Source organism: Micromonospora sp. NPDC048894 (genome assembly GCF_040649765.1).
GTDB lineage: Bacteria > Actinomycetota > Actinomycetes > Mycobacteriales > Micromonosporaceae > Micromonospora > Micromonospora antibiotica.
This window is the reverse complement of sequence record NZ_JBEZFY010000017.1, coordinates 93,772-120,040: the sequence shown is the minus strand read 5'-3', so window position 1 is coordinate 120,040 and position 26,269 is coordinate 93,772. Positions and strand designations below refer to the sequence as shown.

Sequence of the window (26,269 nt, the reverse complement as noted above, 5' to 3'; positions counted from 1 at the left end):
GCGCGAGGAGTGCAGCGCAGCGGAGCCCCGCAGTCGCGAGCGGAAGGCGGGTGCGGTGAGCGCGAGGAGTGCAGCGCAGCGGAGCCCCGCAGTCGCGAGCGGAAGGCGGGTGCGGTGAGCGCGAGGAGTGCAGCGCAGCGGAGCCCCGCAGTCGCGAACGGAGGTGAGCACCGGTGAGTCTCGTGCAGAGCGTCGACAACGTGGCGTTGCTGCCGGCGTACCTGGCGGCCGGCACCGCCGTACTCGTGCTGCTGGCGGATCTGCTGGTCGGCCGGGCCGGCGCGACGGTGGCCGTGGCCTGCGCGGGCGTCGTCGCCACCGGGGTCGGTGCGGTGGTGGTGGGCGCCGGCACCCGGCGGACCTTCTGTGCGGGTGCCGACTGCTCGTGGGTGTTCGACGGCCGGGCGGCCCTGGTCGCCGGGGTGTTCGCCCTGCTCACCCTGGGGGTGCTCGGGCTGTCCGGGCCGCTGCTGCGCGGCGGCCCGACGCCGGTCGGGGAGTACTGCTTCCTGCTGGCCTGCTCGATGACCGGTGGCGTGGTGCTCGGCGCGGCCGGTGACCTGATCACCCTGATCGTCGCCCTGGAGACCCTGACCCTGCCGTTGTACGTGCTGGTCGGCCTGCGTCGGGGCAGCCTGGCCAGCGCGGAGGCGGCGGTCACCTTCTTCGTGGTGAGCGTGGTGGCCACGACGGTCACCCTGCTCGGCGCGGCCCTGCTCTATGCGGCGACCGGCGGCCTGCACCTGGGCCGGCTCGGCGGGTTGCTGGCCGACGCGCCCGACCTGCCGTTGATTCCGGCGGCGGTGGCGTTGCTGGTGCTCGGGCTGGCCTTCAAGGTCGCCGCGGTGCCGTTCCACGCCTGGGCCCCGGCCACCTACGACGGAGCGCCGCTGCCGGTGGCCGCCTACCTGTCCACCGCGTCGAAGCTGGGTGGGGTGGTGGCCCTGCTGGCGGTGGTGCAGCGGGCGCTGCCGGCCGAGGTGACCGGCCCGGTGCTGGCCCTGCTGGCGGTGTTCACCATGACCGTGGGCAACCTGGTGGCGCTGCGCCAGCGGCGTGCCGTCCGGCTGCTCGCCTGGTCGTCGGTGGCCCAGGCTGGTTACATCCTGGCCCCGCTGGGGGTGTTGGCGCTGGCCGCCGGCCGGGTCGACGACGTCCGGGCCGGGGCGTACGCCGCCGTGGTGGCGTACGCGGTCTTCTTCGTGGTGGTGGAGCTGGCGGCGTTCGCGGCGCTGGTGGCGTTGCGGCCAGCGGGTGCGGACGGCGGCACGCTGGCGGACCTGCGTGGGGTGGCCCGGCGGCGGCCCTGGGCGGGGGCGGCCTTTGCGCTGGCCCTGGTCGGGTTGGCCGGCCTGCCTCCCGGGCTGGCGGGGCTGTTCGCCAAGGTGACCGTGGTCCGGGCGTTGCTGGACGGCGGGGCCGGTTGGCTGGCCCTGGTGGTGGCGCTGAACGCGGTCATCGGCCTGGCCTACTACCTGCGGATCGCCGCGACTCTCTACGCCGACCCGACCCCACTGCCGACCGCCCCGACGCACCCCGGGGAGTCGGCCGCCCTGACGCCTTCCGGGGAGTCGGCCGTCACGCCCCCCGCCGGGCCGGCCGTCGCACCCGGGGTGGGGTCCGGTCGGGTGGCCTGGCCGGTCACCGTGGCGCTGACCGGGGCGACCGCGCTGGCCGTGGTGATCGGCTTCGCCCCGCAGTGGGTGCTGGACCTCGCGTCCCGCTGAGCAGCCGCCGAAGCTCCTGACCCGGGCGCCTCGGGATGCCCCCTGAGCTGGTGTCCCGGGTCGTCCCCGGTGTCCGGTCCGTTCAGCGGGTTCCCAGCTTCTGTCAGTCAACTGCCAGTCATGAGCTGGATGGTTGACGGGTACCGGTGACGTTGTACCGGTCAGCGGGTCCCGCGCGACCCGCGCACCGAAGGAGCGATCGTGCATCACAACCGTCTGAAGACCGCAGCGCTGCTGGGCCTGCTGACCTCGCTGATCCTCGCGGTCGGCTACTGGTTCGGTGGGAGCGGTGGCCTCGTCGTCGCCGTCGTCGTCTCGTTGCTGATGAACGGCGTGACCTACTTCTTCTCCGACAAGCTGGCATTGCGCTCGATGAAGGCGCAACCGGTCACCGAGGCCCAGTTCCCCGAGTTGTACCGGATGGTCCGGGAGCTGGCCACCGAGGCCGGGCAGCCGATGCCCCGGCTGTACGTGAGCCCCACCTCGCAGCCCAACGCGTTCGCGACCGGTCGTAACCCGGCCAACGCGGCGGTCTGCGTCACCCACGGGATCACCGAGATCCTCGACTACCGCGAGCTGCGCGGGGTGATCGGCCACGAGCTGTCCCACGTCTACAACCGGGACATCCTGATCTCCAGCGTGGCGGCCGGGCTGGCCGGCATCATCACCATGCTGGCGAACCTGGCGTTCTTCATCCCGCTGGGTGGGAGCAACGACGAGGACGGCCCGAACCCGGCGGTGCTGCTGCTCACCATCATTCTCGGCCCGATCGCGGCCACCGTGATCCAGTTGGCGATCAGCCGGAGCCGGGAGTTCCAGGCGGACGCGTCGGGTGCGCAGCTCACCCGGGACCCGTTGGCCCTGGCCAGCGCCCTCCGCAAGATCCACCTGGGGACTCAGGCCCGGCCGCTGCCCGCCCAGGGGCAGCTCACCAGCACCGCCCACCTGATGATCGACAACCCGTTCAAGCGGGGTGGCGGCATCGCCGCGCTCTTCTCCACCCACCCCCGGATGGAGGAGCGGGTGGCCCGGCTGGAGCAGATTGCCCGCAACTCCGGCCCCGTGCAGTTCCAGCGCTGACCCGCACCGACCCCGCGCCCGCGTCCACGTCCCGGACGCGGGCGCGGTCGTCTGCGCGGTACCTCCGCCGGGACCACGGGCGCGGTGGTCCCGTCAGCGGGCCGGCGCGTTGCCTCCCGCCGGGAGCAGGGCCGCCGGAGGGCGTCAGTGCGGGGAAACGGTCGGTTGCGGGCCGGCGTCGGCCGGCAGCCGGTCGGGGCGGGTCAGCAGCACCACGACCAGCAGCAGCACCCCGGCCAGCAGGTACGCCACGGCCGGCCCGAACAACGCGGCGGCCGACCCGAGCAGGAAGATCCCGCAGCCGGCGACGACGATGTTGGCGGCCACGATGGTCGCCTCCACCTGCCCCATCCGTTCCACCGGTGCCAGCCGGGCAAAGGTGGCCTGCGCGCCGATCAGCCAACCGCCACCCGCGCCGATCAACGCGTTGGCGCAGGCCAGCGCCCACACCGGGGCATGCGTGGCGACCAGCAGGGCGGCCAGCAGCAGCGCCCCGGCCAGGGCGGCGGCCACGGTGACCTGCCCGGTCAGCCGGCCCAGCCAGGTGCCCCGCCCCAGCACCAGCACGAAGACCGCGCCGCCCAACGCCGACGAGGCCAGCACCACGGGCCGCCAGGCCCCGTCGGCGAGGTCCGGGGTGAGGGTCTCGGGCAGCGCGCCGGAGACGACCGTGGCGAGGGTGAGCAGGGCGACGCCGCGCAGCACCGGGTGCCCGGCGATGGTCCGGATGCCGGCGGTGGCCGGTGGGCGTGGCCCGCGCCGCCGCTGCTGCCCGGTCGGCAGCCCGGCCAGCACCACCGCCGCGAGCAGGAACGAGACCAGGTCGATCAGGAGCGCCACCCGGGGGCCGAGGGCCACGGTGATGCTGGCCCCGGCCAGCAGCCCCACCACCTGGCCGACCTGGTTGGCGAAGGCGGACAGGCCGAACAGCGGCAGCCGCAGCGGGGCGTCCACCGACTCGGCGGCGACCGCCACGTTGACGCTGGAGTAGGCGGCCCGGACCGCGCCGAGCAGACCCGCCGCGATGATCGCCGGCACCGGCCGGGGCGACACGAGCGGCACCGCGATCAGCACCGCGCCGGCCAGCGAGAGCCAGACCAGCAGGGTACGGCGGGCCGGCACGTCCAGCCAGCCGCTGAACACCGTGGCGACCAGCAGGGCGGGGAGGGCTCGGGCGGCGTACACGGCGGCGGGCCCGAGGACCGACTGCGTCTGGTCGTACGCGAGCAGCAGCAGCGCGGCCAGCCCCACGAAGTCGCCCAGCTCGGAGATGCCCCGGGCGGTGACCAGACGGGAAGCCACCGGGTGGCGGAACAGCGCCAGGTAACCGGGTGTCGGCGAGAGCCGCTCGTCGGCGTCGGTCATCAGGTCGTCAGGTTCGCTTCCTCGACCCCGTTCTGCCGGTGACGGCTGCTTTCCCGGAGCACCCGGGTCGGCTGGTGGCGCTGGCCGTCGCGGCCGGCCGGGCCGGATCGGCGCTGGCTGTCGCGGGGCGCCGGGCCGGGCCGGCGGTGCTCGATCGTGGTGCCGACCATCGGACCTCCTACGGCGTCGGGGGCGATTCAGCGGTGTATGTATCTGGGTCGATCAGCAAGTTACCCTCTCGCCGCCACCGGGTCAGCGGCCCGGGGTGTGAGTGAATCGACCATTCCCGGAGCGACCTGCGGCGTTAGGGTCTACAGGGTTCTGAGTCGTTACCTGATCGTCTCCTGGGAGGTGCCACCGTGGCCGCACTGCGCCAGTACCTGGGCGTCTGGCGGATTCCCGGGGCGCCGCTGCTGCTGCTCCTCGGTGTCGTCGGTCGCCTCGGCATCGGGATGACGCCGCTGGCGTTGCTGCTGGTCGTGGAGCAGGTCACCGGCCGGTACTCCCTCGCCGCCGTGGCCGGCGGCATCTACGCGCTGTCCGGTGCCGCACTCAGCCCGGTCGCCGGCCGGATCGCCGACCGGGTCGGCCCCACCCCGGTGCTGCTGGTCACCGCCGTTGCCCACCCGCTGGCCCTGTTCGGGCTGCTCGGAGCGAGCCGCGCCGACAACGCCGACCTGCGCCTGATCTACCTGGCCGCCGGTCTGGCCGGGGCCACCTACCCGCCGCTGACCGCCGCCATCCGGGGTGCCTGGAACGACCTGACCGCCCCGGCGAGCGGCCGGTACCAGCTGCGCAACACCGCGCTGGCCGCCGAGACGTCGCTGTTCGAGGTCGTCTTCGTGCTCGGTCCGCTGCTGGTGGCCGGGTTCGTCCTGCTGGCCGACGCCGCCGCCGCACTGCTCGGCGCGGCCGTGGTGACCCTGGTCGGCACCGCCGGGGTGGCGCTGGGCCGGGTGATGCGCGGCTGGCGGCCCCACTCGCGTGAGCACCATGCCCGGGGGCTCGGCCCGCTGCGGGTGGGTGGCTTCCCGGCGCTGCTGGTCTGCGTGGCGAGCCTCGGCATCGCCTTCGGCGCGGCCGGGGTGATCGTGCCGGCGTTCGCCGGCAACCAGCCCACCGACGACCCGGAGAGCCTGGCCGGCCTGCTGCTCGCCGTCTGGGGGGTGGGCAGCGCCGCAGGCGGTTTCTGGTTCGGGGTACGCCGCCCGGCGGCCAACATGACCCGCCAGTTCGCCTGGCTGCTCGCGGCGGTGGCCGGCACCCTGGCGATCTTCGCGGTGATGCCCGGCCCGGTATCCCTCGGCATCGCCCTGGTGATCGGCGGGGCCACCATCGCCCCCGCGTTGACCCTGGAGAACACCCTGGTCGGGCGGATCACCCCGACGGGCATGCTCAACGAGGCGTACACCTGGGTGGTGACCATGTCGGTGGCGGCGAGCGCGGCCGGCGGCGCGGTGGCCGGCCTGATCGTCGACCACGCCGCCGGGGTGCCCTGGGCGTTCCTCTTCGCCGCCGGGGCGGTCGGCGTCGGGGCCGCCGTCGCGGCCCTGCCCGGCGGCCCGATCGCCCGCGCCGAGGCCGCCGCCACCCGCGCCGAACACCCCGTCACCGTCTGACCATCTCGCGCGCCCCTCGGGTGTACGCGGCCCCGCCGTCTTCCGGGGTTTGTGCGGCGGGCGGCCGTCCCCGTGGGGGACGACCGCCCGGTCGGGTGGAGCCCGGCTAGCGGGTCAGCGGTAGTTGGTGAACTGGAGGGCCACCCCGAAGTCCTCGCCCTTGAGCAGCGTGATGACGGCCTGGAGGTCGTCCTTCTTCTTGCCGGTCACCCGGAGCTGGTCGCCCTGGATCTGCGCCTGGACGCCCTTCGGGCCCTCGTCGCGGATCTTCTTGCTGATCGCCTTGGCCTTGTCCGACTCGATGCCCTGGATCACCTTGGCGTCGATCTTGAAAATCTTGCCCGAGGAACGCGGGTCACCGGCGTCCAGGGACTTCAACGAGATGTTCCGCTTGACCAGCTTCTCCTTGAAAACGTCGAGCGCGGCGGCGACCCGCTCCTCGGTCTCCGCCTGGAGGCTGATCGCCTCCTCTCCCGACCAGGAGATCTCGGCGCCGGTGCCACGGAAGTCGAACCGCTGGGCAAGCTCCTTCTCCGTCTGGCGGAGGGCGTTGTCGACCTCCTGCCGGTCGACCTTGCTCACGATGTCGAACGACGGGTTCGCTGCCATGCTGATGCTCCTGCTTGTCCGGCGGTCTGTCAGGGTCGTCGCGGTGCTGACCAGCCCCACGACCCTCTGACGGTACCCGGTTGCCATCCCCCCGGGGGCGACCGCTATCCTTGCTCCGCTGCCGCGTTGCGACGCGGTGGTGTGCCCTGGCGGGTTGCCCGAGCGGCCAATGGGAGCGGACTGTAAATCCGTCGCGAAAGCTACAGAGGTTCGAATCCTCTACCCGCCACCAGGTGCACAGAGGAGCCCCTTACCTGATGAAACACAGGTGAGGGGCTTCTCTCGTCGATCCCACTGAGTCTCACTCAGTGCCGTTGGATCTCCCTCGTCACGGCAAATACGCGGCAGAGTTCGGTCAAGATCCTTCCTGGTCCTCGATCCTGAGCGCGTTCTCGATCCGCCTCTTGGCGGCCTCCTGCTGACCGTCGATGCACTTCGCGTAGACCTTCATCAGGACGTGCACACTGTGCCTGGCCCACTCGGCGACCTGCGGAGCGAGAACCCCGGGCTGCCGTCCGAGTCGTGTAGTAGAAGCTCGCCAGGGAGAGGGCGCTGACCGAAGCGCAGGTCGCCTCGCCGCTCGTTCGCCGGCCACACGACCTACGTCACGTGGCGGCCTCGCTCTGGCCGAACACCGGCGTCCTGCCGAGCGAGGCTGCCCGGAGCCTGTGCCACGGCGCCGCCGTCCTGCTCCCGGTCTACGCCAACTGTATCGACGGGGGAGACGACATCATGAATGGCAAGATCAGCGATGCGCTCGCATATGTGCCGGCGGTTCGAACCGGCAGAGGTGGGAGTCGGGATAAATAGAGAGGGGCGGTGGACCGTCGATCGGGAGCGGCTTGACCAGGCGGGGACACTCGTAATCATGTGGCGACCATGTGTAGCTTGCTCGGCGTCGAGGGTTTCAGCTCAGGCGGGCGGTACACGGTGAAGGTGCATTCTGCCTGCGATCGGGAGGTGGCAACGGCGGGCACCCGAAGCCTTGCACCAGTACGGCGATATCGAGACCGCGCCATGTGGTTGACGCTTATCCCGCTGCTCCTAGCGCTGGTACTCGCGGGCTGCAACCCGGAGGGGGAGGGTAAGGGCAAGGTCAAATACAAGCCTGCGCTGCTGCCGGTGGCCCTGACAGTCGGTCCGGATGGCGTTGCGGTTGAGGGCGAGACGAGCATCGTCACCCCGATCGGCGAGTTCTCGATCGGAGCGGAGTACTCCCTCCCACCTCGAGACGGAAGCACGATCTACGTCTTGCTTCGGGACCGCAAGAAGGGTGCCACCGGGTTCGACAGTGTGTTCAAGGTTCAGACCGGACGCGACCAGCTCACCGTGGTCGTGAACGGAACCACCACCATCCAGGTCAACGATGGCCAAGTCTTGATCGACGTCACCGGTGGCGCTGTCAAGAGGATCCAGTTCAAGCGAGTGGATCAAGCGAAAGTGAAGGAAGGTGGGGACTCGTACTGGTCCAGCGTTGGCGTGAAGTGGAGCCAGGGCTGGGACTCCTCCCTCTACAAGCCCTTCGTGCTCACCCGCTGGGCATACGACGACTCGACAATCGACAAGTGGTACGGCCTGGGGTTTGTCTGGTTCCTGCTGCGCTTGGCGCTCACCCTCGTGCTGCTGCTCGTAGATTTGGTGCTGAGTTCGATCTTCTTGCTGGCGCAGATCGCCTATTTGATCTTCGGCTCGACTGGACGGAACGTTGTATGGGGGGTTGTCATCCTGCTGGCGGTCATCGGGGTGATCCGCGGGTTCCTCTACTACTGATCTGGACGTTCTGCGCGTGGGTGGATTGTGGATGGCTAGCACCTCAGTCTCGTATCCGTCCCCTCCGACCGGTCGACTGGGCCGACCGTGTCATACACGTGTCGCTTTTCGATCATGTTCGCCAGGGAGCGAGGCCCGATCCAGCGGGTGCCTGTCGGGCGGCAAACCGGGTGCACGCGGCCAGCGTGGCGTCGTCGGACGCCTTGGCGCGCGGCCACCGTCTGCCGTGCGGATCGCCGGCCTCCGCCGCCCGGACCCGCCGGATGATCTCGGCTGGCCCTTCCACAGCGATGAGCGCGAGAACTGCCGGCCAATCTGCCAGGGCGAAGTGGTCCACGATGCGGCTGGCCCCGTCACTGAGTAAGACAGCACCCCTGACTCCCGAGACGGGCAGACTCCCGGTCAGCGCTTCCGCCGCCACCCCCGGGTCGTCGGCAGCGACCCAGAAGCCGCCGGGCTGGTTGCGGTGGGCGCGGAGGGCTTCGATGTACTCGCGGAGCGCCCGGTCGTGTTCGACGGTTCCGTTCGGGGCGGCGTCCATCGCGGCACGGTAGCGGCTACCGACGGCATCGACCCGGCCATCGGTGATCACTTCGGGGGCGTCCCCGGCGTGGTCGAGGACCAGCACGGAGTCGGCGAGCGCGAGGTAATCGGCGCGGTCGTCGTCGATCCGAAAGATGGTGACGGTTGCTGACGGACTGCTCGGATCACTGATGTCGCAGGTGTCCCGGTGCGCGTCGGCAACCTCCACGATCGCCTGGCCGAGGATGGCGGTGAGATCCTGGCCGTCGTCGGCCGCCAGTTGGCCGAGCAGCGCCCCGCCGAGCCGGCGGGTGTACCAGGCGACGCCGTGGAGACAGGTAGATGTGGTGCCGGACAGGCCGGCACCGTCGAGCAGGACGACGGCATTCGGTACGGCACCGGTGAAGTCTTCGTTGGGCTGGTCGGGCTTGGCCGGGCGGGTTGCCATGACGACCTGCATCAGCGTCCTCCACGCGGTTCAGAGCCGACGATCCGATTCAGCGGGGAGCGTCGGTGGCCGGCTTCGACTCGGTGACCATCAGGACGGGCGGGCCATCCGCACCACCCGGGTACGAGGATTGCTGATCGATGTGAAGTGTGGGTTATCCGATTTCGGTGGAACGTTTCCGGGTCAGGGTGACTCCGGCGAGGACCAGGGCGATGCCGGCCACGATTGCGGTCGTGACGGCTTCGCGGAGGAAGGCCCAACCGAGAAGCACCGCGACGACGGGCAGCAGGTAGGTGACCACCGAAGCGGCGGTCGGCCCCTCGTCGTCGATGATGCGGTAGTTCAGGACGTAGGCGGCCCCGGTGCCGAGCACCCCGAGGACGAGCAGGCTCGCCACCGCGTCGAGCCGCCACACCGGCGACTCCAGTCCGGCGAACGGCAGCGCCGGGACCAGCAGAACGGCAGCCGCGCCGAGCTGAGCCGCCGACAGCATGAGCGGCGGTATTCCGCGCCCGGTCAGGAACCGGCCCATGTAGACGTAGCCGAGCCCGTAGCTGGCGGCTGCGGCGAGGCAGGCGAGGCCGCCCCAACTGGCGATCTCGCTCGCGGACTCCCACGGCGAGAAGATGACCACGACCCCGAGGAACCCGAGGGCGAAGCCGGCGGCCTTCTTGACGGTGACGGCCCGGTCGACGCCGACGAGGAATGCCAGCAGCAGCGTCCACAGCGGCGTGGTCGCGTTCAGCACCCCCGCCACGTTGGAGCCGATCGTCTCCTCCGCGACGCTGAACAACAGGTACGGCACGGCGTTGGCGACCATGGCGGCCACGAACAGGTGACCCCAGAGTCGCTTGTGCCTTGGAAAGCGGAGTCCCCGGGACAGCGCGATCGGGGTCAGGACCAGGAAGCCGAGCAGGAGCCGGGCGAACACGATCTGCACCGGGTTGAAGCCGCGCAACGCGAGCTTGATCCAGAGAAAGCCGGAACCCCACAGCAGCGCGAGACCGGCCACCCGGGCGATACCTGCCCGAGTGACCCGCCGGTGGTCAGTCCTCAACGGGCATGTCGTAGTCCAGGCCGTTCACGTCGGCGCGCATGACGAACCGGGTCACCTCGAAGGCTCGTCCGTCACCATCAAGGCTGGTGTGCAGCAACTCGATCACGGGCACACCCGGTGGCATCGAGAGTCCCTTCACCTCTTCGGGCGTCGGCATGCGGGCACTCACCTCCTCGCGGATACGCGCGATCGGGTAACCGAGATCCTCGAACCGCTGGTAGATGCTGCCTCGGCCGAGCTTCTTCTCACTCGCCAGCGGTGATCCCTCGACCACCGCTGTCGGGATGTAGGTCACCCCGACCTGCATGGGCTCGTCGTCGGCGAAGTACCAGTTCTCTCGCCGGATGACCTCCTGGCCGGTGTCGAGCCCCAGCCGTTGGGCGACTTCGGCGGGCGGCTGGACGGTGGTCACCGACCGGCACTCCGTGTGCGGGATGCGTCCCTGCCGCTCCACCTCGATGCGGAACGGCGAAAGTCCCGTCTCGTTCCGCGCCCGGCGGGAGTACCGGTCACGACCCATCCTCATCAGCGGACGCCGCAGGCGTACGAACACGCCTCGGCCGTGTTGGGCCTGGGCAAGGCCCTCGGCCTGCAAGATGCCCAACGCCTCTCGGGCGGTGTTGCGGGCCGTGGCGTATCTGGCGGCCAGATCGCGTTCGGAAGGTAGTTGGTCGCCGTCGCCGAGGTCACCGCGCATTATCGCGGCCCGTAGCTCCTCGGCGATGCGGCGGCTCGGAGGCTGCCGCTCCTGCTGGTCACTCATCGGATCACCACTCCTCAAGGTGGTACCCAGGCTAGCGCAACTGGCTCAAGCCAGCTATTGACAGCCTGCCACCCTTCATCGAAGCTGGCTTAAGCCAGTTGCCGCCAATGTCGGTCCTGTCGTGAGCCGGTCTTGGACTCAGGCCGTTCGGAGGGCCAGGCCATGCCGCTGGCAGCCAAGCAACCCGGGGTCCTCGCCCCGGTTACCTGTGGAGGTGTGATGTCCGGCACTCATCGTCGATGCGATTGGTTCTCGTCCTGGCGGTCTCGAAGGCGTTCACCGTCACGACCTGTCCGCCGCAACGCCCCGCCGGGCCCGTCCACTGCACCTCCGCTCGCCACGCCATGGTGGTCGGTCGAGGTGACCCGCGAACTGCCCACCCTGCGGTGTGCCCCGCTGCTGACGGTGGGCCAGGCACGTCGGGGTAACGGTGGGCGGTGGCGGCGATGACCCGTACCGGTAAGCCGACCACCACCCACCCGCCGTGGTGTACCCCCGAGCGGTGCGGTTTCCTGGTTCCGCCGGTGATGCCGCACATGGCCCGCCGGCATCGTGGCCCGATGCTGCGGGTCGGTGAGAGTCGGGCGAGTGGCCTCGTCGTCACGTACCTCATCAGCGCGGAAGTCCCGGGTGCGCCGCTCGTCGGGGTGCACGCGACCTGCCGGGCCGGCAACGCCTGGGCCGAGTTGTCCCTGCCTCAGGCCGCCGAGCTGGCGGACCAGTTGCGCGACCTGCTGACCCAGGCCGCCGACCGGGGCGATCCGGGCCGGGGCGACGGTGGCCCGCCGGGGGCCGATCGGGTCGCCGGTCCGGGCGGCGGTCCGGGGGCCGGCGATGAGTGAGGGTGGTCGGCCGGTCGTCTGTCCGGTGTGGTGCCGGGGGTGCGGGCCGAACGACCCGATGCACCGGGGGTTCCTCGCCACCGTGGGGCGGGAGCGGACCGGCTGGGTGAGCCTGCAACTGCTCGTCGACCGGTTCATCCGGCGCGAACCGTCGATCAAGCTGGACGCGACCCGGTACGGCGGCACCCAGGCGGTGCTGCTGTCGAGCGGGCAGGTGGACCGGCTCATCGAGGAGTTGACCCAGGCGCGGCGGCTGATGCGGGCACCGGTCGGCCCGCCGGGGCAGGCGGGGGAGCGGCGGTGAACGGCGGTGGCCCGCAGCGCCCCGGGGCGGCGGCGTCGGCGAGGATCGCGGGATGGCCGACGACCGCTTCATGCGCATCCACAGCCCCGAGTTCCAGGCGATGGCCGCGAGGGTGCTGCGGGCCACCGAGTTGACCTCCCGGCTGAACGTGCTGCCCTTCGCCGACGAGGCCGGCCGGGCGGAGCTGTTGGTGCAGCTCCTCGGCCGGCCGCTGCCGGCGCGGGTGACCATCTATCCGCCGTTCTACACCGATCACGGCCTTAATTTGGAGATCGCGGAGCGGGTGTTCATCAACCAGAACTGCACGTTCCTCGACTACGCCGGCATTCGGCTCGGCGAGGGCGTCATGGTCGGTCCGAAGGCCACCTTCATCACCCTCGGCCACCCGGTCGACCCCGTGCAGCGGCGGGAGTGGCTGACCGGTGCGCCCATCGACGTGGCGGAGAACGTCTGGATCGGGGCCGGCGTGACGATCCTCCCCGGCGTCCGCATCGGCCGCGACGCCGTGGTGGCGGCCGGCGCGGTGGTCGCCGACGACATCCCGCCCGCCACCCTGGTCACCGGCCCCAAAGCGACGGTACGCCGCCAGTGGTGACCCCACCCGCCTTGCCGGTGGGCCGGGATGACCTCACCCGCCTCGCCCGGGGGTCGATGTAGCGGTATTCAGGCTGGCCGGATACCGCTACGTCGCCTCCCCTGAGTCGATCGTGCGTCCCGCTCCGCCCGGCGCCGTCGGTTCCGTTATGCAGCCCGTCGCGGCCGGGTCGGTCAGCGGCCGTCGCGGTCGGGCCGCGCCGACTCCGGCGTGGCCTCGTGGCCGGGCATGCCGTGGGTACGCCGCCGCTGCTTCATCTCGGCCTCGTAGAGGTGCCGCCGGCCGCCGGCCAGCTTCTCCCGGGCGTCCCGTTCGATCTCCTGGAACGTGGCGTAGTAGCCGTCGTCGAACTCCTCCACGATCTGGAACGTCCACCGGCCGGGCAGTAGGTTGCGCCCCAGCAGCTCGTGTTCGACCCGGTCGGCCACCTCGTCGTGCCCGGCCCCGCGCAGCAACTCCACCACCCGGTCCAGGGTGAGATCCGCGCCGCCGACGAGCTGGTGCGCGGAGTAGAGGTGCCCGCGCACCCGGTGGATCGTCTCCAACGCCTCACTCAGCTTGCCCAACGCCTCGACCGTCGCGTCGTCGACTCCCGCCGGCCGCGCGTGCTCCTCGTCCATCGCACCGTTCTGACCTGCCATAACCCCCGACATACCCCCAAACCATCCCAGGTATCCCCTGGTCGCGGTGCGAGCAGCGCGGCCGGGCGGAGTCCCTGGCGGCCGGAACACCACGGACGTCGAGGCGGCAACTCGGCTGACGGCGGTGGCTCAGTCGTTCTCCGCTGTGCCGCCGATCAGCCGCCGCGCTTCGGCGACCACGTCCGCATCGACTCCGGCAGCCGCATCGTCCGGGTACGGCTGCCCGTCGTGGACGACGGCCTCGACGATCTCGTACGCGTACTCAAGGTCGATGAGCCCGGCCGCCAGCGGAGTCCCGTCCCGGGTGATGAACCCGTACGCCCAGGAGGTGAGGGCGCGGGCGGTGATCGTCCGGTCGAGCAACCGGCGGGCCATGATCCGGACGGCTTCGTCCTCACCCGCCCGGCTGCCCTGCGGGAAGAAGGTCAGCGAGAGTTCCGCCAGCGTATCCCCGAGCCACCGACGTAGTTCGTCGCTCTCGCCGCCTGGATCGGCCGAAATGCCCGCAAGGATCCGAAGCGTCGGGCTGTCCACCCCCGCTATCAGGCAGTCGCAGGCCGCCTCGACCACCTCGGCCGGCGTGCCCGACCCGACGCTCCACAGGACGGCGGCCTCCTGGAGGCGGGTGAGCACATCGTCTGGTTGCACCGGCACATGGTCCGCCGTCACGCCGACGTTGTCTCCGGGATAACCACCCGGCGAGCCATCCGCTTCTCGCAGTAGCTCGCCGTACTTGAAAACCCTGGCCCGAAATTCAAGTAAAGCGGCAGATACTGCAAATTGCCTGATAGCAGTGGTGCTGTGCGGATGGCGTACGGATGGTCCGCCCGTCCTCGTCAGTCCGCCAGTCGGAAGGCCAGCTGCGTCTGCCACGTGCTCCGGTCCGGGTCGTCGTCCGGGCCGAGGTGGTAGATCTCCAGCCGGCAGCCCCAGCGCTCGCCCGCCCCGGTGTCGCTGACGTCCCAGCGCAACCCGTTGCGCTCCGCCCACTCCAGGAACGCCCCGGTCACCGCGACCAGTTCGTCGGGGTCGCCGACGTGGGTGGTGGTGAGGTAGCGGCCGGCCGGCAGCACGCCGGTCCGCATGGGCGTCTCGACCGTGATCTGCGCGTCGGCCGGGACCGGTACGCCCGCCTCGACCTCAAGCTCCCGCGCCATGTCGATCACGTGGTAGCGCAGGAAGTCCGGGCCGGCCGGGGCGATCCCCTGCGCCGCCAGCCAGCCGAACAGGTCCGACAGGGCGTCCGCGGCATCGCCGATGGTCCCCATCGTCACCGTGCGTCGGATCCCCACGTAGGGCTGGACCGCCCGTTCCTCGATCACCGGCGTCACCGGTGTCTGCGATGTCATGGATTCACGACACCATCGGGGTGCGACATCACGGGGTCCGACCGCCTCTGGCGGGTGTTTCGCCTGCTCGCGCCAGCTCGCCACCGTTAGCGCGTTTTGTCGTTGATCTGGTGCGGAGTCCGTCGACTCCCGACAGGCCGCTTCCGTACCTGACGAAATGAGCTATGGTGATCGATGTGACGGTTCCGGGAGCAGTCGTCGCGACCCTCGAATACGACGGTCGCCCTGCCGCCCGGGCAGCGGCCCCGCGCCGTTAAAGATCGGGTTTGCGTCGATAGTGACATTGGGCGATTCGTGGAGGCTGTTACCCGTCCTGGTGCCGCTGATCTGGCACGGGGAGGTGACGGCGGTGGTCCGAACGGCGGAACCTCTCCGCTGCTCGGACCAGCGCCGCTCTCCCCGCTTTTCTGGGTACCCGAGGTGTGGCACGATCGTGGAACCTCCACCATCCCCCGTGAACACTCTCTCGACAGGAGCAATCATGTCTGGTCGAAGGCTGGGCCGGCTGTTTGGCTCGCTCCTCGTGCTCGCCACCATCCTCGGTGGACTCGCCGTAGCCGGCGTTCAGTCCATCGACGGCAGCGCGCAAATGGCGGACGTCGTCTGGACGATGGGCGGCGCGCGCTAAGCCCCCGCGTCGTCCCCGCTCCCGGTGTCCTGGGGGTGACGTCTCTCAGGGAGAGGGTGGCGCATGGCCAGCCGAGATCAGCGGCGTAAGTCCACCGAACGCGCCTGGTTCATCACCGCCCCCTTGGCCTTGCTGGCCATCGTCTTCAGCACCGCGATCGGTGTCCTGCTTCCCGAGTTCGGGGAGTGGGGCTTGGCGTTCGTGCTCTTCGTGGCGATGACGGGGATCAGCATCCCGGTTCTCAACGTGATCGTCCGGCGGCAGTCGGTCGGGGTGACGTTGACCGAGGTGCCCCTCGTCGTCGCGCTCTTCTTCCTGCCACCGCTGACGGTGGTGCTGATCTACACGCTCTCCGTGCTGATCTGGAGCGCGTCGCACCGGTTCGCTCCGGCCAAGCTGTGGTTCAACGTCGCGAAAGCGGCGGCGGCCACCTCGCTGGCCGGGCTGCTCCTGCTGGCCCTGCCCCCGATCAAGGGGGTCGGGCCGGGGACCTGGGGCAGCCTGTTCCTGGCGGTCAACACCATCACTCTGGTCAGTCTGCTCTCGGTGGCCGGGGTGCACGTACTGCTCCAGGGCTGGCAGGCCGGCCGGGAGGCGCTGCGTACCGCGCCGTCGGTCTTCCTCACCACCTCCATCAACGCCTCGGTCGGCCTGCTCGTCCTGATCGCGTTGAAGACCACCTGGTGGTCGGCGCTGCTGCTGGCCGCGTTGTTCGCGGCGTTGTTCCAGGTCTACCGCTCCTACTCGCAGTTCTTCCGGCAGCACCGCACCCTCACCGGCATGTACGACCTGACCCGGTTGCTCACCAACAGCGCCGAGGGGGCGATCGCCGACATCCTCCTGGACCGGGTACGGGGCCTGATGCAGGCCGAGTACGCCACCCTCTGGCTGCCCGCCCAGCGCCGGCACCCCGAGGTGCTGCTGACCGCCCGGGTCGACACCCCGGGCCTGCTCGACGTCGCACCCACCCCGACGGTCTTCCGGGAACAGGCCCGTGAGCTGGGCAAGACGCTGTCCATCGGCCGACTGCTCGGCGACGACACCGCGCTGCGTCGTGAGGTGGGCGCCCAGCAGGTCAAGGACGCCATCGTGGTGCCGTTGCGGTCCGGCCAGGCGGTGATCGGCACCCTGGAGGTGACCAACCGGCTCAGCGACATCGGCCACTTCACCACGAGCGACATCCCCGTCTTCGAGACCGTCGCCGCGCACGCCGCCGTCGCCCTGGAGAATTCCCGGCTGGTCGACCGGCTGCGGCACGACGCCTACCACGACGCGCTGACCGGCCTGCCCAACCGGCGGCGGATCACCGCCGCGCTGGCCGAGGCGGTCAAGATCCGCGCGCCGGGCGAGGTGGTCGCCGTGCTGCTCTTCGACGTGGACGGGCTGCGGCAGGTCAACGAGTCGTTGGGGCACGCGGCGGGGGACAAGGTCCTCGTCGAGGTGGCCGAGCGGTTGCGCGCCTGCGCCCCGTCGTCGGCCCTGGTGGGTCGGGCCGGGGGCGACGAGTTCCTGGTGACGCTGCGGCTGGAGAACGCCGAGGCGGCCCTGGAGCTGGCCGGCCAGCTCCGCGAGCAGATCCGCGACGAGATGGTCTTCGACGCGCTCACCCTCGACGTGGACACCGCCGTCGGGGTGACCGTGCATCCGGATCACGGCAGTGACGCCGCCGTGCTGCTGCAACGGGTCGACCTGGCGGCCACCGCGGCCAAGGCGGTGCCGGGCAGCGTGCAGCTGTTCAACCCGGCGCTGGAGTCGCGGTCGCTGCGCCGGCTCGGGCTCGCCGGTGACCTGCGTCGCGCTCTCGACGAGGGGGAGCTGGAGGTCTACTTCCAGCCGAAGGTGACCCTGCGGGACCGTCGCCTGCTCGGGGTGGAGTGCCTGGCCCGCTGGGAGCATCCGGCGCACGGCACGGTCTCCCCGGAGGACTTCGTCGCGGTGGCCGAGCACACCGGCCAGCTGGGTCGGCTCACCGAGTTCGTGCTGCGCGAGGGGCTGCGCCGCAGCCGGGACTGGAGCCACACCGGGCAGCCGCTGGCGGTGGCGGTCAACATCGCCGCCCGTTCGCTGACCGACCGGCACTTCCCGGACCGGGTGGGGGAGCTGCTGACCGAGTACGGCGTCCCGCCGCAGCTGCTGACCGTCGAGATCCCGGAGGCGGCGGTGCTGGACGGCACCGAGCGGCCCATCCCCACCCTGCGCCGGCTGCGGGACCTCGGCGTCCGGCTGGCGGTCGACGACTTCGGCACCGGCAACTCGTCGCTGGCCCAGCTGCGCCGGCTGCCGGTGCACGAGGTGAAGGTCGACCAGTCGTTCGTGCAGGGCATGGCGACCGACCCCGGGGACCTGGCGATCGTCAACGCGGTGGTGTCGCTGTCCCAGCAGTTCGGCCTGTCCGTGGTGGCCGAGGGGGTGGAGAGCGAGCTGACCCTCGAACTCCTCCAGGACATCGGCTGCGAGATCGGGCAGGGCTTCCTGTTCAGCCGGCCGCTGCCGTACGAGCGGTTGGAGGCCTGGTTCGGTGCCCAGGCGGACCAGGAGGCGACCGGCGCGGATGAGCTGCCGAGGCTCCGCGTAGTGCCCTGAGCTGTGCCGACGCGGTATCGGGGGATCCCATTTCACCCCCGGCGCGGTGCCGTGTAATGTATCCCCTGCGCGACGCCCTCCGGGGTGATCGGGTAGGCCCCCTTAGCTCAGTCGGCAGAGCGTCTCCATGGTAAGGAGAAGGTCTACGGTTCGATTCCGTAAGGGGGCTCAGAGGGTCCTTTGGGATCCGCCTCGGCGGTGTAGCTCAGATGGCAGAGCAAGCGGCTCATAATCGCTGTGTCGCCGGTTCAATTCCGGCCACCGCTACTCTCGTCCTCCGGGCTCATCCCCGGTGGTGAGTGGGACGGGCGCCATAGGCGCCCACTTTGCATGTCCAGGCATCTTCCGCGTAGGCTGATGCGCTGTAGTTGATATCCGTAGCGAGGAAGGCACTCCGCCGTGGCGAAGGCGACCGATGTCCGGCCGAAGATCACTCTGGCGTGTGTGGAGTGCAAGGAGCGCAACTACATCACGCGTAAGAACCGCCGTAACGACCCGGACCGCATCGAGCTGAAGAAGTTCTGCCCCCGGGACGGCAAGCACACCGCCCACCGCGAGACCCGCTGACCCTCGGTCGGCCACCGGCCGGCCCGGTCCGCAAGCGATCACCCCGGACGCCGATCCGCACGGATGGCGCGGCCTTCACAGCCGCCTGCCCGTACGGGTCGGCGTTCGTGCGTCCCGTGTAGGTTCGGCGGCATGTCCCTGGACCCGTCCTTCGTCGGCCGGACGTATCCGCCGACCGCCCCCTACCAGGTGGGCCGAGAAAAGATCCGCGAGTTCGCCACCGCCATCGGAGCGACCGAGCCGGCCCACCACGACCCGGCGGCGGCCCGTGCCCTCGGCCACCCGGACGTGGTCGCCCCGCCCACCTTCCCGGTCCTGATCACCATGGCCGCCAGCCAGCAGATCGTCGACGATCCGGCGCTCGGGGTCGACTACAGCCGGGTGGTCCACGGCGACCAGCGCTTCGCGTACACCCGGCCGGTGGTGGCCGGGGACGAGCTGGTCTGCGTGAACACCATCGAGGAGATCAGCAACCGGGGTGGGCACGCCTTCCTGACCACCCGCACCGACGTGACCACCTCGGCCGGTGAGCCGGTGGTCGCCGTCTGGTCCAAGCTCGTCGTACGTGGGGAGTCCTGACGTGGAACTGTCGACCCGGACGTTCCGGGTGACCCGGGCGGACCTGGTCCGCTACGCGGGCGCCTCGGGCGACTTCAACCCGATCCACTGGAACGACCGGACCGCCACCAGGGTGGGTCTGCCCGGGGTGATCGCCCACGGCATGTTCACCATGGCGCTGGTCGGTCGGGCGGTCACCGAGTGGGCCGGCGCACCCGACGCGGTGGTCGAGTTCGGGGTGCGCTTCACCCGGCCGGTGGTCGTCCCGGACGACGACGAGGGCACCGAGATCACCGTGGACGCGGTGGTCAAGGAGGTGACCGAAGCCGGGCTGACCAGGCTCGATGTGACCGCCCGGTGCGGTGAGGAGAAGATCCTCTCGCAGGCGCGGGCGGTCGTGCGGACGACCGGCTGACGGCCTGTCGAAACGTACCGGGCGGGACCGGTTGGGAAAGTCGGGGCGCTACCCGTACACTGGTCCGCCGTGGGGCAAGTGACCCCTGCCCGGCCGTGCAGGTCGGGTGGGGAGAGCGTTGCCGCACAGGGGTGTAGCTCAATTGGCAGAGCAGCGGTCTCCAAAACCGCAGGCTGCAGGTTCAAGTCCTGTCACCCCTGCGCCTCAGGCCTGACCGTTCCCGTGGGTCGCGCCGCCGCAAGGCGGCGTCCGGCCCGTGGTGGTGGCATCGGCGGGGTGGTTCCGGGGCGACCCGGGGCCCTTCGTCCGGTCCGCCGGCCGCGGCCCGTCGCGGGACGGTTGGTCCGGCCGGCGTGACCAGCGCCGCGTACGCCTCCCGGCGTACGAACCGACATCCCGCGACGGAGGGCGAAGTGGCCGAGAGCAAGCGGCGCGGCGAGGACGCCGGCGACGACGGTCTGCGCGACGAGCGCGACGAGGTCGTCGACGAGGTGACCGCCGACAACGACGCCCCCGACGACGACGCCACCGACGCGGACGAGCCGGTATCCCGGGGCGGTACCGCGACCCGGTCGCGGACCCGTGCGGGTGCTGCCGACAGCAAGCCGAAGACCCGGTCCGAGACCGACCGGGTGGGGCCGTTCGCCCGCATCGCGCGTTTCTTCCGCGAGGTCGTCGCCGAGCTGCGTAAGGTCATCTGGCCGACCCGCAAGGAACTGCTGACCTACACCGCTGTGGTGGTCACCTTCGTCGCGGTGATGCTGACGATCGTGGGCCTTCTCGACTTCGCCTTCGCGAAGGGCGTGCTGTGGGTCTTCGGCAGCCCCAGCTGACCGGCCGACTGAGCCGATAGTGACGGAAGTGAGCAAGCGTGCCTGAGTACGACGAGACCGCCGGGACCACGGACGACCAGTCCACGGTCGCGACGGCGGCGAGTGACGAGTCGGTCGAGGCCGCCAGCGAGCCGGAGTTCCCGACCACGGAGCCCGAGCCGGACGAGGACTACGACCCGGTCGCCGAGCTGCGCCAGAAGCTGCGCTACGCGCCCGGCGACTGGTACGTGGTGCACTCGTACGCCGGTTACGAGAACAAGGTCAAGACCAACCTCGAGACCCGGATCACCTCCCTCGACATGGAGGAGTTCATCTACCAGGTCGAGGTGCCGACCCGGGAAGAGGTCGAGGTCAAGAACGGCAAGCGTTCCCAGATCCAGGCCAAGGTCTTCCCCGGTTACATCCTGGTCCGGATGGAGCTGACCGCGGAGTCCTACTCGTGTGTGCGCAACACGCCGGGGGTCACCGGCTTCGTGGGGGCGACCGACCGGGCCGACCGGCCGGCACCGTTGAGCCTCGACGAGGTGCTCAAGTGGCTGGCTCCGGCGGTGGAGACCGAGCAGAAGAAGGCCAAGCCCGAGATCAGGGTCCTCGACTTCGAGGTGGGCGACTCGGTCACCGTCACCGACGGGGCGTTCGCCTCGCTGCCGGCGACGATCAGCGAGATCAACGCCGACCAGCAGAAGCTCAAGGTGCTGGTGTCGATCTTCGGCCGGGAGACCCCGGTCGAGCTGAACTTCAACCAGGTCGCCAAGATCTGACGACGTTCGTCGCCGGCGGTGGGGCAGCAGCCCGCCGCCGGCGACGTCGTTACCCCCGGCGCGGACCTCGGCGCGGGGCGCTGTCGGGCGCTGCGCTACTCTTGAACGTCGTCGCTGTGGTACCGCGCTGACCGTGCGCGCCCGTGGCCGGCACCTTTCCCAGTTCCAAGCCCCAGGAAGTGACATGCCTCCGAAGAAGAAGCTCGTCAAGACGTTCACGCTTCAGCTGAAGGCGGGCCAGGCGACTCCGGCTCCGCCGGTGGGCCCCGCGCTCGGTCAGCACGGCGTGAACATCATGGAGTTCTGCAAGTCCTACAACGCGCAGACCGAGGCCCAGCGGGGCGACATCGTCCCCGCCGAGATCAGCGTGTACGAGGACCGGTCCTTCACCTTCGTCCTGAAGACCCCGCCCGCCGCCCGGCTGCTGCTCAAGGCCGCCGGCGTCGACAAGGGTTCCGGTGTGCCGCAGAGCCAGAAGGTCGGCTCGGTGAGCCAGGCCCAGGTGCGCGAGATCGCCGAGAAGAAGATGGTCGACCTCAACGCCAACGACATCGACCAGGCTGCGAAGATCATCGCCGGCACCGCCCGGTCGATGGGCATCGTCGTCAACGACTGACCCCGGTCGGTCCCCAAGATCAGTTCGTGGGAGGGCGCGCGTCACCCGCGGCCCGCCAGAGACCACAGGAGTAACCCGAGATGCAGCGCAGCAAGACGTACCGCAAGGCCGCCGAGGCGGTCGACAAGTCGAAGCTCTACACCCCGGCCGAGGCGGTCAAGCTCGCCAAGGACACCACCAGCGCCAAGTTCGACGCCACGGTCGAGGTCGCCATGCGCCTCGGCGTCGACCCCCGCAAGGCGGACCAGATGGTCCGCGGCGTGGTCAACCTGCCGCACGGCACCGGTAAGACCGCCCGCGTGATCGTCTTCGCCGCCGGCGCGAAGGCCGAGGAGGCCGTCGCCGCCGGTGCCGACGAGGTGGGCACGGACGAGCTGGTCGCCCGGATCCAGGGCGGTTGGCTGGACTTCGACGCGGCGATCGCCACTCCGGACCAGATGGCCAAGATCGGCCGGATCGCGCGGATCCTGGGCCCGCGCGGCCTGATGCCGAACCCGAAGACCGGCACGGTGACCATGGACGTCACCAAGGCCGTCTCGGACATCAAGGGCGGCAAGATCACCTTCCGGGTGGACAAGCACTCCAACCTCCACCTGATCATCGGCAAGGCCTCGTTCTCCGAGACCCAGCTGATCGACAACTACGCCGCGGTGCTCGACGAGGTCCTGCGCGCCAAGCCGTCCGCGGCCAAGGGCAAGTACCTCAAGAAGGTCACCCTGGCCACCACCATGGGTCCGGGTGTCCCGGTCGACCCGAACGTGGTGAAGAACCTCCAGGAGACCGGCGCCGAGGGCTGAGCCCGGCTTCTCCCGCGAAGGGCCCCGCCACGGACAGTGGCGGGGCCCTTCCGCATGTCGCACTGTGGCAGGCTCCTCCCATGCGACTGGAGAACGTCCGGCTTCGATACGGCCGGGGCGGCCCATGGGTGCTGCGCGGCGTCACGGCCCGGCTCGACCCGGGCGAGGTGGCGGTGGTGCTCGGCCGCAACGGGGCCGGCAAGTCGACCCTGCTGCAACTCTGCGCGGGGGTGCTGCGGCCGGCCCGGGGCCGGGTGGTCGACCGGCCCCGGCACGTCGGCTGGGTGCCCGAGCGGTTCCCCGCCGACCAGCCCTGCACGGTGACCCGCTATCTGACCGCCATGGGCCGGGTCGCCGGCCTCGGCCGGGCCGACACCGACCGGGCCGTCGACCGGTGGACCGACCGGTTGGGGCTGACCCCGTTCCGCGAGGTCCGCCTGCCCGACCTGTCCAAGGGCACCGCGCAGAAGGTGGGCCTGGCTCAGGCGATGCTGCGCACCCCGGGCCTGCTGGTGCTCGACGAGCCCTGGGAGGGGCTGGACTCGGCCGCCCGGGGCCTGGTGCCCGAGCTGATCGACGAGGTGCTGGCCGACGGGGGAGCGGTCCTGGTCAGTGACCACCGCGGTGAGACGGTCCGGCTCCCCGGCGCCCGGCACTGGACGGTGGCCGACGGACTGGTCACCGAGGAGGCGGCCACCGGCGATGCGGCCGTCGCCGTGGTCGAGGTCGCGGTGCCGGCCGCGCGGGTGGCCGGCACCGTCGCCCGGTTGCGCGCCGACGGCCACCACATCCTGCGGGTACGCGAACCCGCCACCCCGCCCACGCCGGTGCTCGTGCCGCCCACACCCGTCCCGTCCTCGTCGGTGGCTGACCCGTCTCCGGGGCGGGCCGGGGCCCCGGCCACCGGTGGGCCTGCGGGGGCGGCGGAGCCGTCGGTGGGCGCCCCGCCTCCTGACGCCGGGTCGACAGCCGACCCGGCGCGCAGTGGCCGGCCCGGGGAGGTGGCCCGGTGAGCGCGCTGGTCCGGATGCGGCTGGCCGGCTTCCTGCGTACCGGACGGGCGCTGGCACCGGTGCTGGCCGGCCTACTCACCCTCGGCATCCTGTACGGCGGCGGCCGGGCCCGGCCGGCGGAGGCGTACGGCGTCAGCGCCGTGGTGCTCTTTCCGGTGTTGGCCTGGCAGGCCAAGATCCTGCTGGACGTCGAACCGGACGTGCAGCGCCGGCTGGCCATGGTGTCGGTGGGGCCGGCCCGCGAGTGGATCGCCGGGCTGCTCGCGGCCCTGGTCGCCGGGGTGGGCACGGTGCTGGTGGCGTTGGGATTCCCGTGGCTGGTCGGCGGGGTGACCACGCCGGGCCCGGGTGACCTGCCGGTGGTGGCGGCGCTGGCGCTCGGGCTCTGGGCCCACCTGCTCGCCCTGCTGCCGGCGGTGGCCCTGGGCGCGCTGGCGAGCCGGGCGCTGACCCGCACCGCCGGCTACGGCGTCGCGGTGCTCGCGGTGGGTGCGGTCGGCACCCTGGCACTGGGCCTGCGCGGCTCGGTGGCGCCCTGGCTGGTGCCGCCGGTGCTGACCACTGCCCGGGCGCTCGCCGGCTCCCTGCCGGCCGGCACCGCCCTGCTGCTCTCCGGCTGGGCGCTCGCCTGGGCCGGGGTGGCGCTGACCGGCTACGCCTGGTGGCGGCGGACCCGCCCCTGACCCGGACCTGGAGGCAGCGATCCCCTGACCGTCCGCCGACCACCCACCCACCGTGGCGGGGCGGGGTGGGGTCCGATCTGGTCCGGCGTGTGATGGCTCCGCCTGGTCCGACGCGGCCTGACGTGCGGGGTGGGGCCCGATCTGGTCCGGCGTGTCATGGCTTCACCCGGCCTACGCGGCCTGACGTGGCTGGGGTCGGCGCGGCCCTGTCCTGATCCGGCTCGACGTGGCCTGACGTGGTTGGCTCGGCGCGGCCTTCTCCTGATCGGCTCGGTCTGGTCGGGCCGTTGCTGCTCGACCCCGCACTGCTCCCGACCTGCCGGCAACAGTCGCGGGCTCGCCAAGATCGTGCTCAATCCAGGATGTAGTGGCCTCAGCGCCCGCCGCGCGAGACCACTACAACCAGGAAGCTGCACGATCTTGGCGCTGGCGCTGGCGCTGGCGCTGGCGCTGGCGCTGGGGCTGGGGGTGGGGCTGGGGGTGGGGGTGGGGCTGGGGGTGGGGGTGGGGCTGGGGGTGGGGGTGGGGCGAGAGGGCGGGTGGGGGCGATTTGGCGATGGGTGGACGTGTCGCGTAACCTGGGCCGGTAGTTCCACCCAGAGACCGCTGGTCACCGTGCTCCGGCACGGTCGAAGGCTCCGCGACGACGGGCGACCCGCGCAGGGCGGTAAGCGTAATACGGTTCCTCCCCGTGGTCTGCCGACCATGGTGATCGCTCCGGTCCTCGCCCCGCGCGCCCTGCGCCGGGGCTTTTTCGTTGTCGTGACGCCTTCGGCGCCGTCGCAGGGCCTTGTGCTCCCCGACGGCGACCAGCTCCGAGTAACGAGAGAGGAGGGACATGGCGGACAAGCCGATCCGGGCCGACAAGGCCACGGCCGTCGCTGAGCTGACCGAGAGCTTCCGTACCTCGGGCGCTGCGGTGCTCACCGAGTACCGTGGTCTGACGGTTTCCCAGCTCACCCAGCTGCGGCGCTCGCTCGGCAAGGAGACCACCTACACGGTCGCGAAGAACACGCTGGCAAAGCGTGCCGCGACCGAGGCGGGCATCTCCGGCCTCGACGAGCTGTTCACCGGTCCTACCGCGCTGACTTTCGTTTCGGGCGACGTCGTCGAGGCGGCGAAGGGTCTTCGCGACTTCGCGAAGGCCAACCCGAAGCTCGTCATCAAGGGCGGTGTCTTCGAGGGCAAGGCCATTTCCGCGGCCGAGGTCACGAAGCTCGCCGACCTGGAGTCCCGTGAGGTGCTGCTGGCCAAGCTGGCCGGCGCGATGAAGGGCAACCTGAGCAAGGCCGCAGCCCTGTTCCAGGCACCGCTCTCCAAGGCCGCCCGTGCGGCGGCCGCCCTGGCGGACAAGAAGCGCGAGCAGGAGGGCGCCGAGGCGGCCTGAGGCCCTCCCGGCGCACCACGTTCTTAATTTTCATTGCGAGAAAGGACGCCAGACATGGCGAAGCTCAGCACCGACGAGCTGCTCGACGCGTTCAAGGAGATGACGCTGATCGAGCTCTCTGAGTTCGTGAAGCAGTTCGAGGAGACCTTCGAGGTCACCGCCGCCGCCCCGGTCGCGGTTGCCGCTGCCGGTGGTGCCGGTGGCGCCGCCGCCGCTCCGGTCGAGGAGGAGAAGGACGAGTTCGACGTCGTCCTCGAGGCCGACGGTGGCAAGAAGATCCAGGTCATCAAGGTCGTGCGTGAGCTGACCGGCCTGGGCCTCAAGGAGGCCAAGGACGCGGTCGAGGCCGCCCCGAAGGCGATCCTGGAGAAGGTCAACAAGGAGACCGCCGAGAAGGCCAAGGCCAAGCTCGAGGGCGAAGGCGCCAAGGTCACCCTCAAGTGACCTGAGGTCGACCTCGGGTCGACCTTGGCGGGGGCCGGCTCACGTGAGCCGTGGCACACCGCAAACTGAACGGGCGGTGATCCGACAACGGATCACCGCCCGTCATGCTTGGTGACTCCGGGTATCAGTGGCGTGAGCAGGGTGTTCGCACCCGGTGCGTGATGCGGTGGGGACTCTGGCGGGTAGCCCGTCCGTGGGAAACCCGCCGAGCAGCCGGAAGCAGGCTCTTGACGTGGCCCCGACCTGCCAGGCACGCTGACACCAGCAAGACCTTCCGCGCTTGCGACGGCCAC

29 protein-coding genes and 4 tRNA genes are annotated in these 26,269 nt (G+C 70.8%); 24 read left to right on the top strand and 9 right to left on the bottom strand.

Going from position 1 to position 26,269, the window contains the following annotated elements:
- Positions 1-173: 173 nt before the first annotated feature.
- A complete protein-coding gene (locus tag AB0C22_RS27835) occupies positions 174-1,727 on the top strand; it encodes an NADH-quinone oxidoreductase subunit N (protein ID WP_357537892.1) in 1,554 nt (517 codons plus the stop codon).
- Between the two features lie 201 nt (positions 1,728-1,928).
- Positions 1,929-2,807: a zinc metalloprotease HtpX gene (gene htpX / locus AB0C22_RS27830; RefSeq protein ID WP_357537890.1), complete on the top strand. Its 879-nt coding sequence runs from the start codon at positions 1,929-1,931 to the stop codon at positions 2,805-2,807.
- Between the two features lie 144 nt (positions 2,808-2,951).
- On the opposite strand, the gene AB0C22_RS27825 is transcribed toward htpX, so the two are convergent.
- Both AB0C22_RS27825 and AB0C22_RS27820 read right to left on the bottom strand, forming a co-directional pair.
- Entirely contained in the window at positions 2,952-4,172 is a 1,221-nt protein-coding gene (locus AB0C22_RS27825) for an MFS transporter (RefSeq protein ID WP_219464786.1), read from the bottom strand.
- Positions 4,172-4,342 carry a hypothetical protein gene (locus tag AB0C22_RS27820; protein ID WP_219464783.1) on the bottom strand — a complete coding sequence of 57 codons (171 nt, stop codon included), beginning with the start codon at positions 4,340-4,342 and terminating at the stop codon, positions 4,172-4,174. Before AB0C22_RS27820 ends, AB0C22_RS27825 begins: the two co-directional genes overlap by 1 nt.
- Positions 4,343-4,531: 189 nt before the next feature.
- Between AB0C22_RS27820 and AB0C22_RS27815 the strand changes: the two genes are divergently transcribed.
- Complete coding sequence (locus AB0C22_RS27815; protein ID WP_357537888.1) at positions 4,532-5,791, top strand: MFS transporter; 1,260 nt, start codon at positions 4,532-4,534, stop codon at positions 5,789-5,791.
- Between the two features lie 114 nt (positions 5,792-5,905).
- Here the strand turns inward: AB0C22_RS27815 and AB0C22_RS27810 are convergent, their stop codons facing one another.
- Complete coding sequence (locus AB0C22_RS27810; RefSeq protein ID WP_219464781.1) at positions 5,906-6,400, bottom strand: YajQ family cyclic di-GMP-binding protein; 495 nt, start codon at positions 6,398-6,400, stop codon at positions 5,906-5,908.
- A 148-nt stretch (positions 6,401-6,548) separates the two neighbouring features.
- Between AB0C22_RS27810 and AB0C22_RS27805 the strand changes: the two genes are divergently transcribed.
- Both AB0C22_RS27805 and AB0C22_RS27800 read left to right on the top strand, forming a co-directional pair.
- A tRNA-Tyr gene (locus AB0C22_RS27805) sits at positions 6,549-6,632 on the top strand.
- Between the two features lie 656 nt (positions 6,633-7,288).
- The gene (locus AB0C22_RS27800) at positions 7,289-8,170 is read left to right on the top strand and encodes a hypothetical protein (RefSeq protein ID WP_357537886.1); all 882 of its coding nucleotides are present in this window, start codon (positions 7,289-7,291) and stop codon (positions 8,168-8,170) included.
- A gap of 112 nt (positions 8,171-8,282) precedes the next feature.
- Here the strand turns inward: AB0C22_RS27800 and AB0C22_RS27795 are convergent, their stop codons facing one another.
- The 3 genes from AB0C22_RS27795 to AB0C22_RS27785 form a co-directional block, all read right to left on the bottom strand.
- Positions 8,283-9,152 carry a hypothetical protein gene (locus tag AB0C22_RS27795; protein ID WP_357537884.1) on the bottom strand — a complete coding sequence of 290 codons (870 nt, stop codon included), beginning with the start codon at positions 9,150-9,152 and terminating at the stop codon, positions 8,283-8,285.
- A gap of 142 nt (positions 9,153-9,294) precedes the next feature.
- Positions 9,295-10,152 (bottom strand): DMT family transporter, encoded by an 858-nt coding sequence (locus tag AB0C22_RS27790; RefSeq protein ID WP_357537882.1) that lies wholly within the window; start codon positions 10,150-10,152, stop codon positions 9,295-9,297.
- Positions 10,153-10,186: 34 nt separating this feature from the next.
- Positions 10,187-10,960, bottom strand: coding sequence for a GntR family transcriptional regulator (locus AB0C22_RS27785; protein ID WP_357537880.1), 774 nt, complete (start codon positions 10,958-10,960; stop codon positions 10,187-10,189).
- Positions 10,961-11,406: 446 nt separating this feature from the next.
- On the opposite strand from AB0C22_RS27785, the gene AB0C22_RS27780 reads away from it, so the two are divergent.
- Genes AB0C22_RS27780 through AB0C22_RS27770 form a run of 3 tightly spaced genes read left to right on the top strand, consistent with a single transcriptional unit; the run spans position 11,407 to position 12,701 of the window.
- Positions 11,407-11,802: a hypothetical protein gene (locus tag AB0C22_RS27780; RefSeq protein ID WP_357537878.1), complete on the top strand. Its 396-nt coding sequence runs from the start codon at positions 11,407-11,409 to the stop codon at positions 11,800-11,802.
- Positions 11,795-12,106, top strand: a complete 312-nt coding sequence (locus AB0C22_RS27775; protein ID WP_357537876.1) for a precorrin-4 C11-methyltransferase — start codon at positions 11,795-11,797, stop codon at positions 12,104-12,106. The genes AB0C22_RS27780 and AB0C22_RS27775 overlap by 8 nt, the downstream gene beginning before the upstream one ends.
- Before the next feature lie 52 nt (positions 12,107-12,158).
- The gene (locus AB0C22_RS27770) at positions 12,159-12,701 is read left to right on the top strand and encodes a DapH/DapD/GlmU-related protein (protein WP_357537874.1); all 543 of its coding nucleotides are present in this window, start codon (positions 12,159-12,161) and stop codon (positions 12,699-12,701) included.
- A 173-nt stretch (positions 12,702-12,874) separates the two neighbouring features.
- Here AB0C22_RS27770 and AB0C22_RS27765 read toward each other — a convergent pair whose 3' ends face one another.
- The 3 genes from AB0C22_RS27765 to AB0C22_RS27755 form a co-directional block, all read right to left on the bottom strand.
- Positions 12,875-13,321 carry a hypothetical protein gene (locus tag AB0C22_RS27765; protein ID WP_219464763.1) on the bottom strand — a complete coding sequence of 149 codons (447 nt, stop codon included), beginning with the start codon at positions 13,319-13,321 and terminating at the stop codon, positions 12,875-12,877.
- A 150-nt stretch (positions 13,322-13,471) separates the two neighbouring features.
- Positions 13,472-13,990 (bottom strand): hypothetical protein, encoded by a 519-nt coding sequence (locus AB0C22_RS27760; protein WP_219464761.1) that lies wholly within the window; start codon positions 13,988-13,990, stop codon positions 13,472-13,474.
- Between the two features lie 188 nt (positions 13,991-14,178).
- The gene (locus AB0C22_RS27755) at positions 14,179-14,691 is read right to left on the bottom strand and encodes a GyrI-like domain-containing protein (protein WP_357537872.1); all 513 of its coding nucleotides are present in this window, start codon (positions 14,689-14,691) and stop codon (positions 14,179-14,181) included.
- Positions 14,692-15,172: 481 nt separating this feature from the next.
- On the opposite strand from AB0C22_RS27755, the gene AB0C22_RS27750 reads away from it, so the two are divergent.
- The 16 genes from AB0C22_RS27750 (at position 15,173) to rplL (ending at position 25,976) form a co-directional block, all read left to right on the top strand.
- Positions 15,173-15,319 carry a hypothetical protein gene (locus AB0C22_RS27750; protein WP_169733070.1) on the top strand — a complete coding sequence of 49 codons (147 nt, stop codon included), beginning with the start codon at positions 15,173-15,175 and terminating at the stop codon, positions 15,317-15,319.
- A 63-nt stretch (positions 15,320-15,382) separates the two neighbouring features.
- Complete coding sequence (locus tag AB0C22_RS27745) at positions 15,383-17,902, top strand: bifunctional diguanylate cyclase/phosphodiesterase (protein ID WP_219464757.1); 2,520 nt, start codon at positions 15,383-15,385, stop codon at positions 17,900-17,902.
- A gap of 96 nt (positions 17,903-17,998) precedes the next feature.
- Positions 17,999-18,071: transfer RNA gene (locus AB0C22_RS27740), tRNA-Thr, on the top strand.
- 25 nt (positions 18,072-18,096) lie between these two features.
- Positions 18,097-18,169, top strand: a tRNA-Met gene (locus tag AB0C22_RS27735).
- A 132-nt stretch (positions 18,170-18,301) separates the two neighbouring features.
- Positions 18,302-18,469 (top strand): 50S ribosomal protein L33, encoded by a 168-nt coding sequence (gene rpmG / locus AB0C22_RS27730; protein ID WP_091242082.1) that lies wholly within the window; start codon positions 18,302-18,304, stop codon positions 18,467-18,469.
- Between the two features lie 132 nt (positions 18,470-18,601).
- Positions 18,602-19,048 (top strand): MaoC family dehydratase N-terminal domain-containing protein, encoded by a 447-nt coding sequence (locus AB0C22_RS27725; protein WP_219464755.1) that lies wholly within the window; start codon positions 18,602-18,604, stop codon positions 19,046-19,048.
- Between the two features lies 1 nt (position 19,049).
- Positions 19,050-19,442, top strand: a complete 393-nt coding sequence (locus AB0C22_RS27720) for a MaoC family dehydratase (protein ID WP_219464753.1) — start codon at positions 19,050-19,052, stop codon at positions 19,440-19,442.
- Between the two features lie 127 nt (positions 19,443-19,569).
- Positions 19,570-19,642, top strand: a tRNA-Trp gene (locus AB0C22_RS27715).
- 213 nt (positions 19,643-19,855) lie between these two features.
- On the top strand, positions 19,856-20,275 hold the full coding sequence (gene secE, locus AB0C22_RS27710; protein ID WP_219464751.1) for a preprotein translocase subunit SecE: 420 nt from the start codon (positions 19,856-19,858) through the stop codon (positions 20,273-20,275).
- 38 nt (positions 20,276-20,313) lie between these two features.
- The gene (nusG, locus tag AB0C22_RS27705; protein WP_219464749.1) at positions 20,314-21,036 is read left to right on the top strand and encodes a transcription termination/antitermination protein NusG; all 723 of its coding nucleotides are present in this window, start codon (positions 20,314-20,316) and stop codon (positions 21,034-21,036) included.
- A gap of 184 nt (positions 21,037-21,220) precedes the next feature.
- On the top strand, positions 21,221-21,652 hold the full coding sequence (gene rplK, locus AB0C22_RS27700; protein ID WP_208568215.1) for a 50S ribosomal protein L11: 432 nt from the start codon (positions 21,221-21,223) through the stop codon (positions 21,650-21,652).
- A gap of 80 nt (positions 21,653-21,732) precedes the next feature.
- Entirely contained in the window at positions 21,733-22,449 is a 717-nt protein-coding gene (rplA, locus tag AB0C22_RS27695) for a 50S ribosomal protein L1 (protein ID WP_208568214.1), read from the top strand.
- Positions 22,450-22,529: 80 nt separating this feature from the next.
- Entirely contained in the window at positions 22,530-23,462 is a 933-nt protein-coding gene (locus AB0C22_RS27690; RefSeq protein WP_357537869.1) for an ABC transporter ATP-binding protein, read from the top strand.
- Positions 23,459-24,145, top strand: a complete 687-nt coding sequence (locus tag AB0C22_RS27685; RefSeq protein WP_357537867.1) for a hypothetical protein — start codon at positions 23,459-23,461, stop codon at positions 24,143-24,145. Before AB0C22_RS27690 ends, AB0C22_RS27685 begins: the two co-directional genes overlap by 4 nt.
- 838 nt (positions 24,146-24,983) lie before the next feature.
- Positions 24,984-25,532: a 50S ribosomal protein L10 gene (gene rplJ / locus AB0C22_RS27680; RefSeq protein WP_088644793.1), complete on the top strand. Its 549-nt coding sequence runs from the start codon at positions 24,984-24,986 to the stop codon at positions 25,530-25,532.
- A gap of 54 nt (positions 25,533-25,586) precedes the next feature.
- Complete coding sequence (gene rplL, locus AB0C22_RS27675; protein WP_091276487.1) at positions 25,587-25,976, top strand: 50S ribosomal protein L7/L12; 390 nt, start codon at positions 25,587-25,589, stop codon at positions 25,974-25,976.
- Positions 25,977-26,269 lie beyond the last annotated feature (293 nt).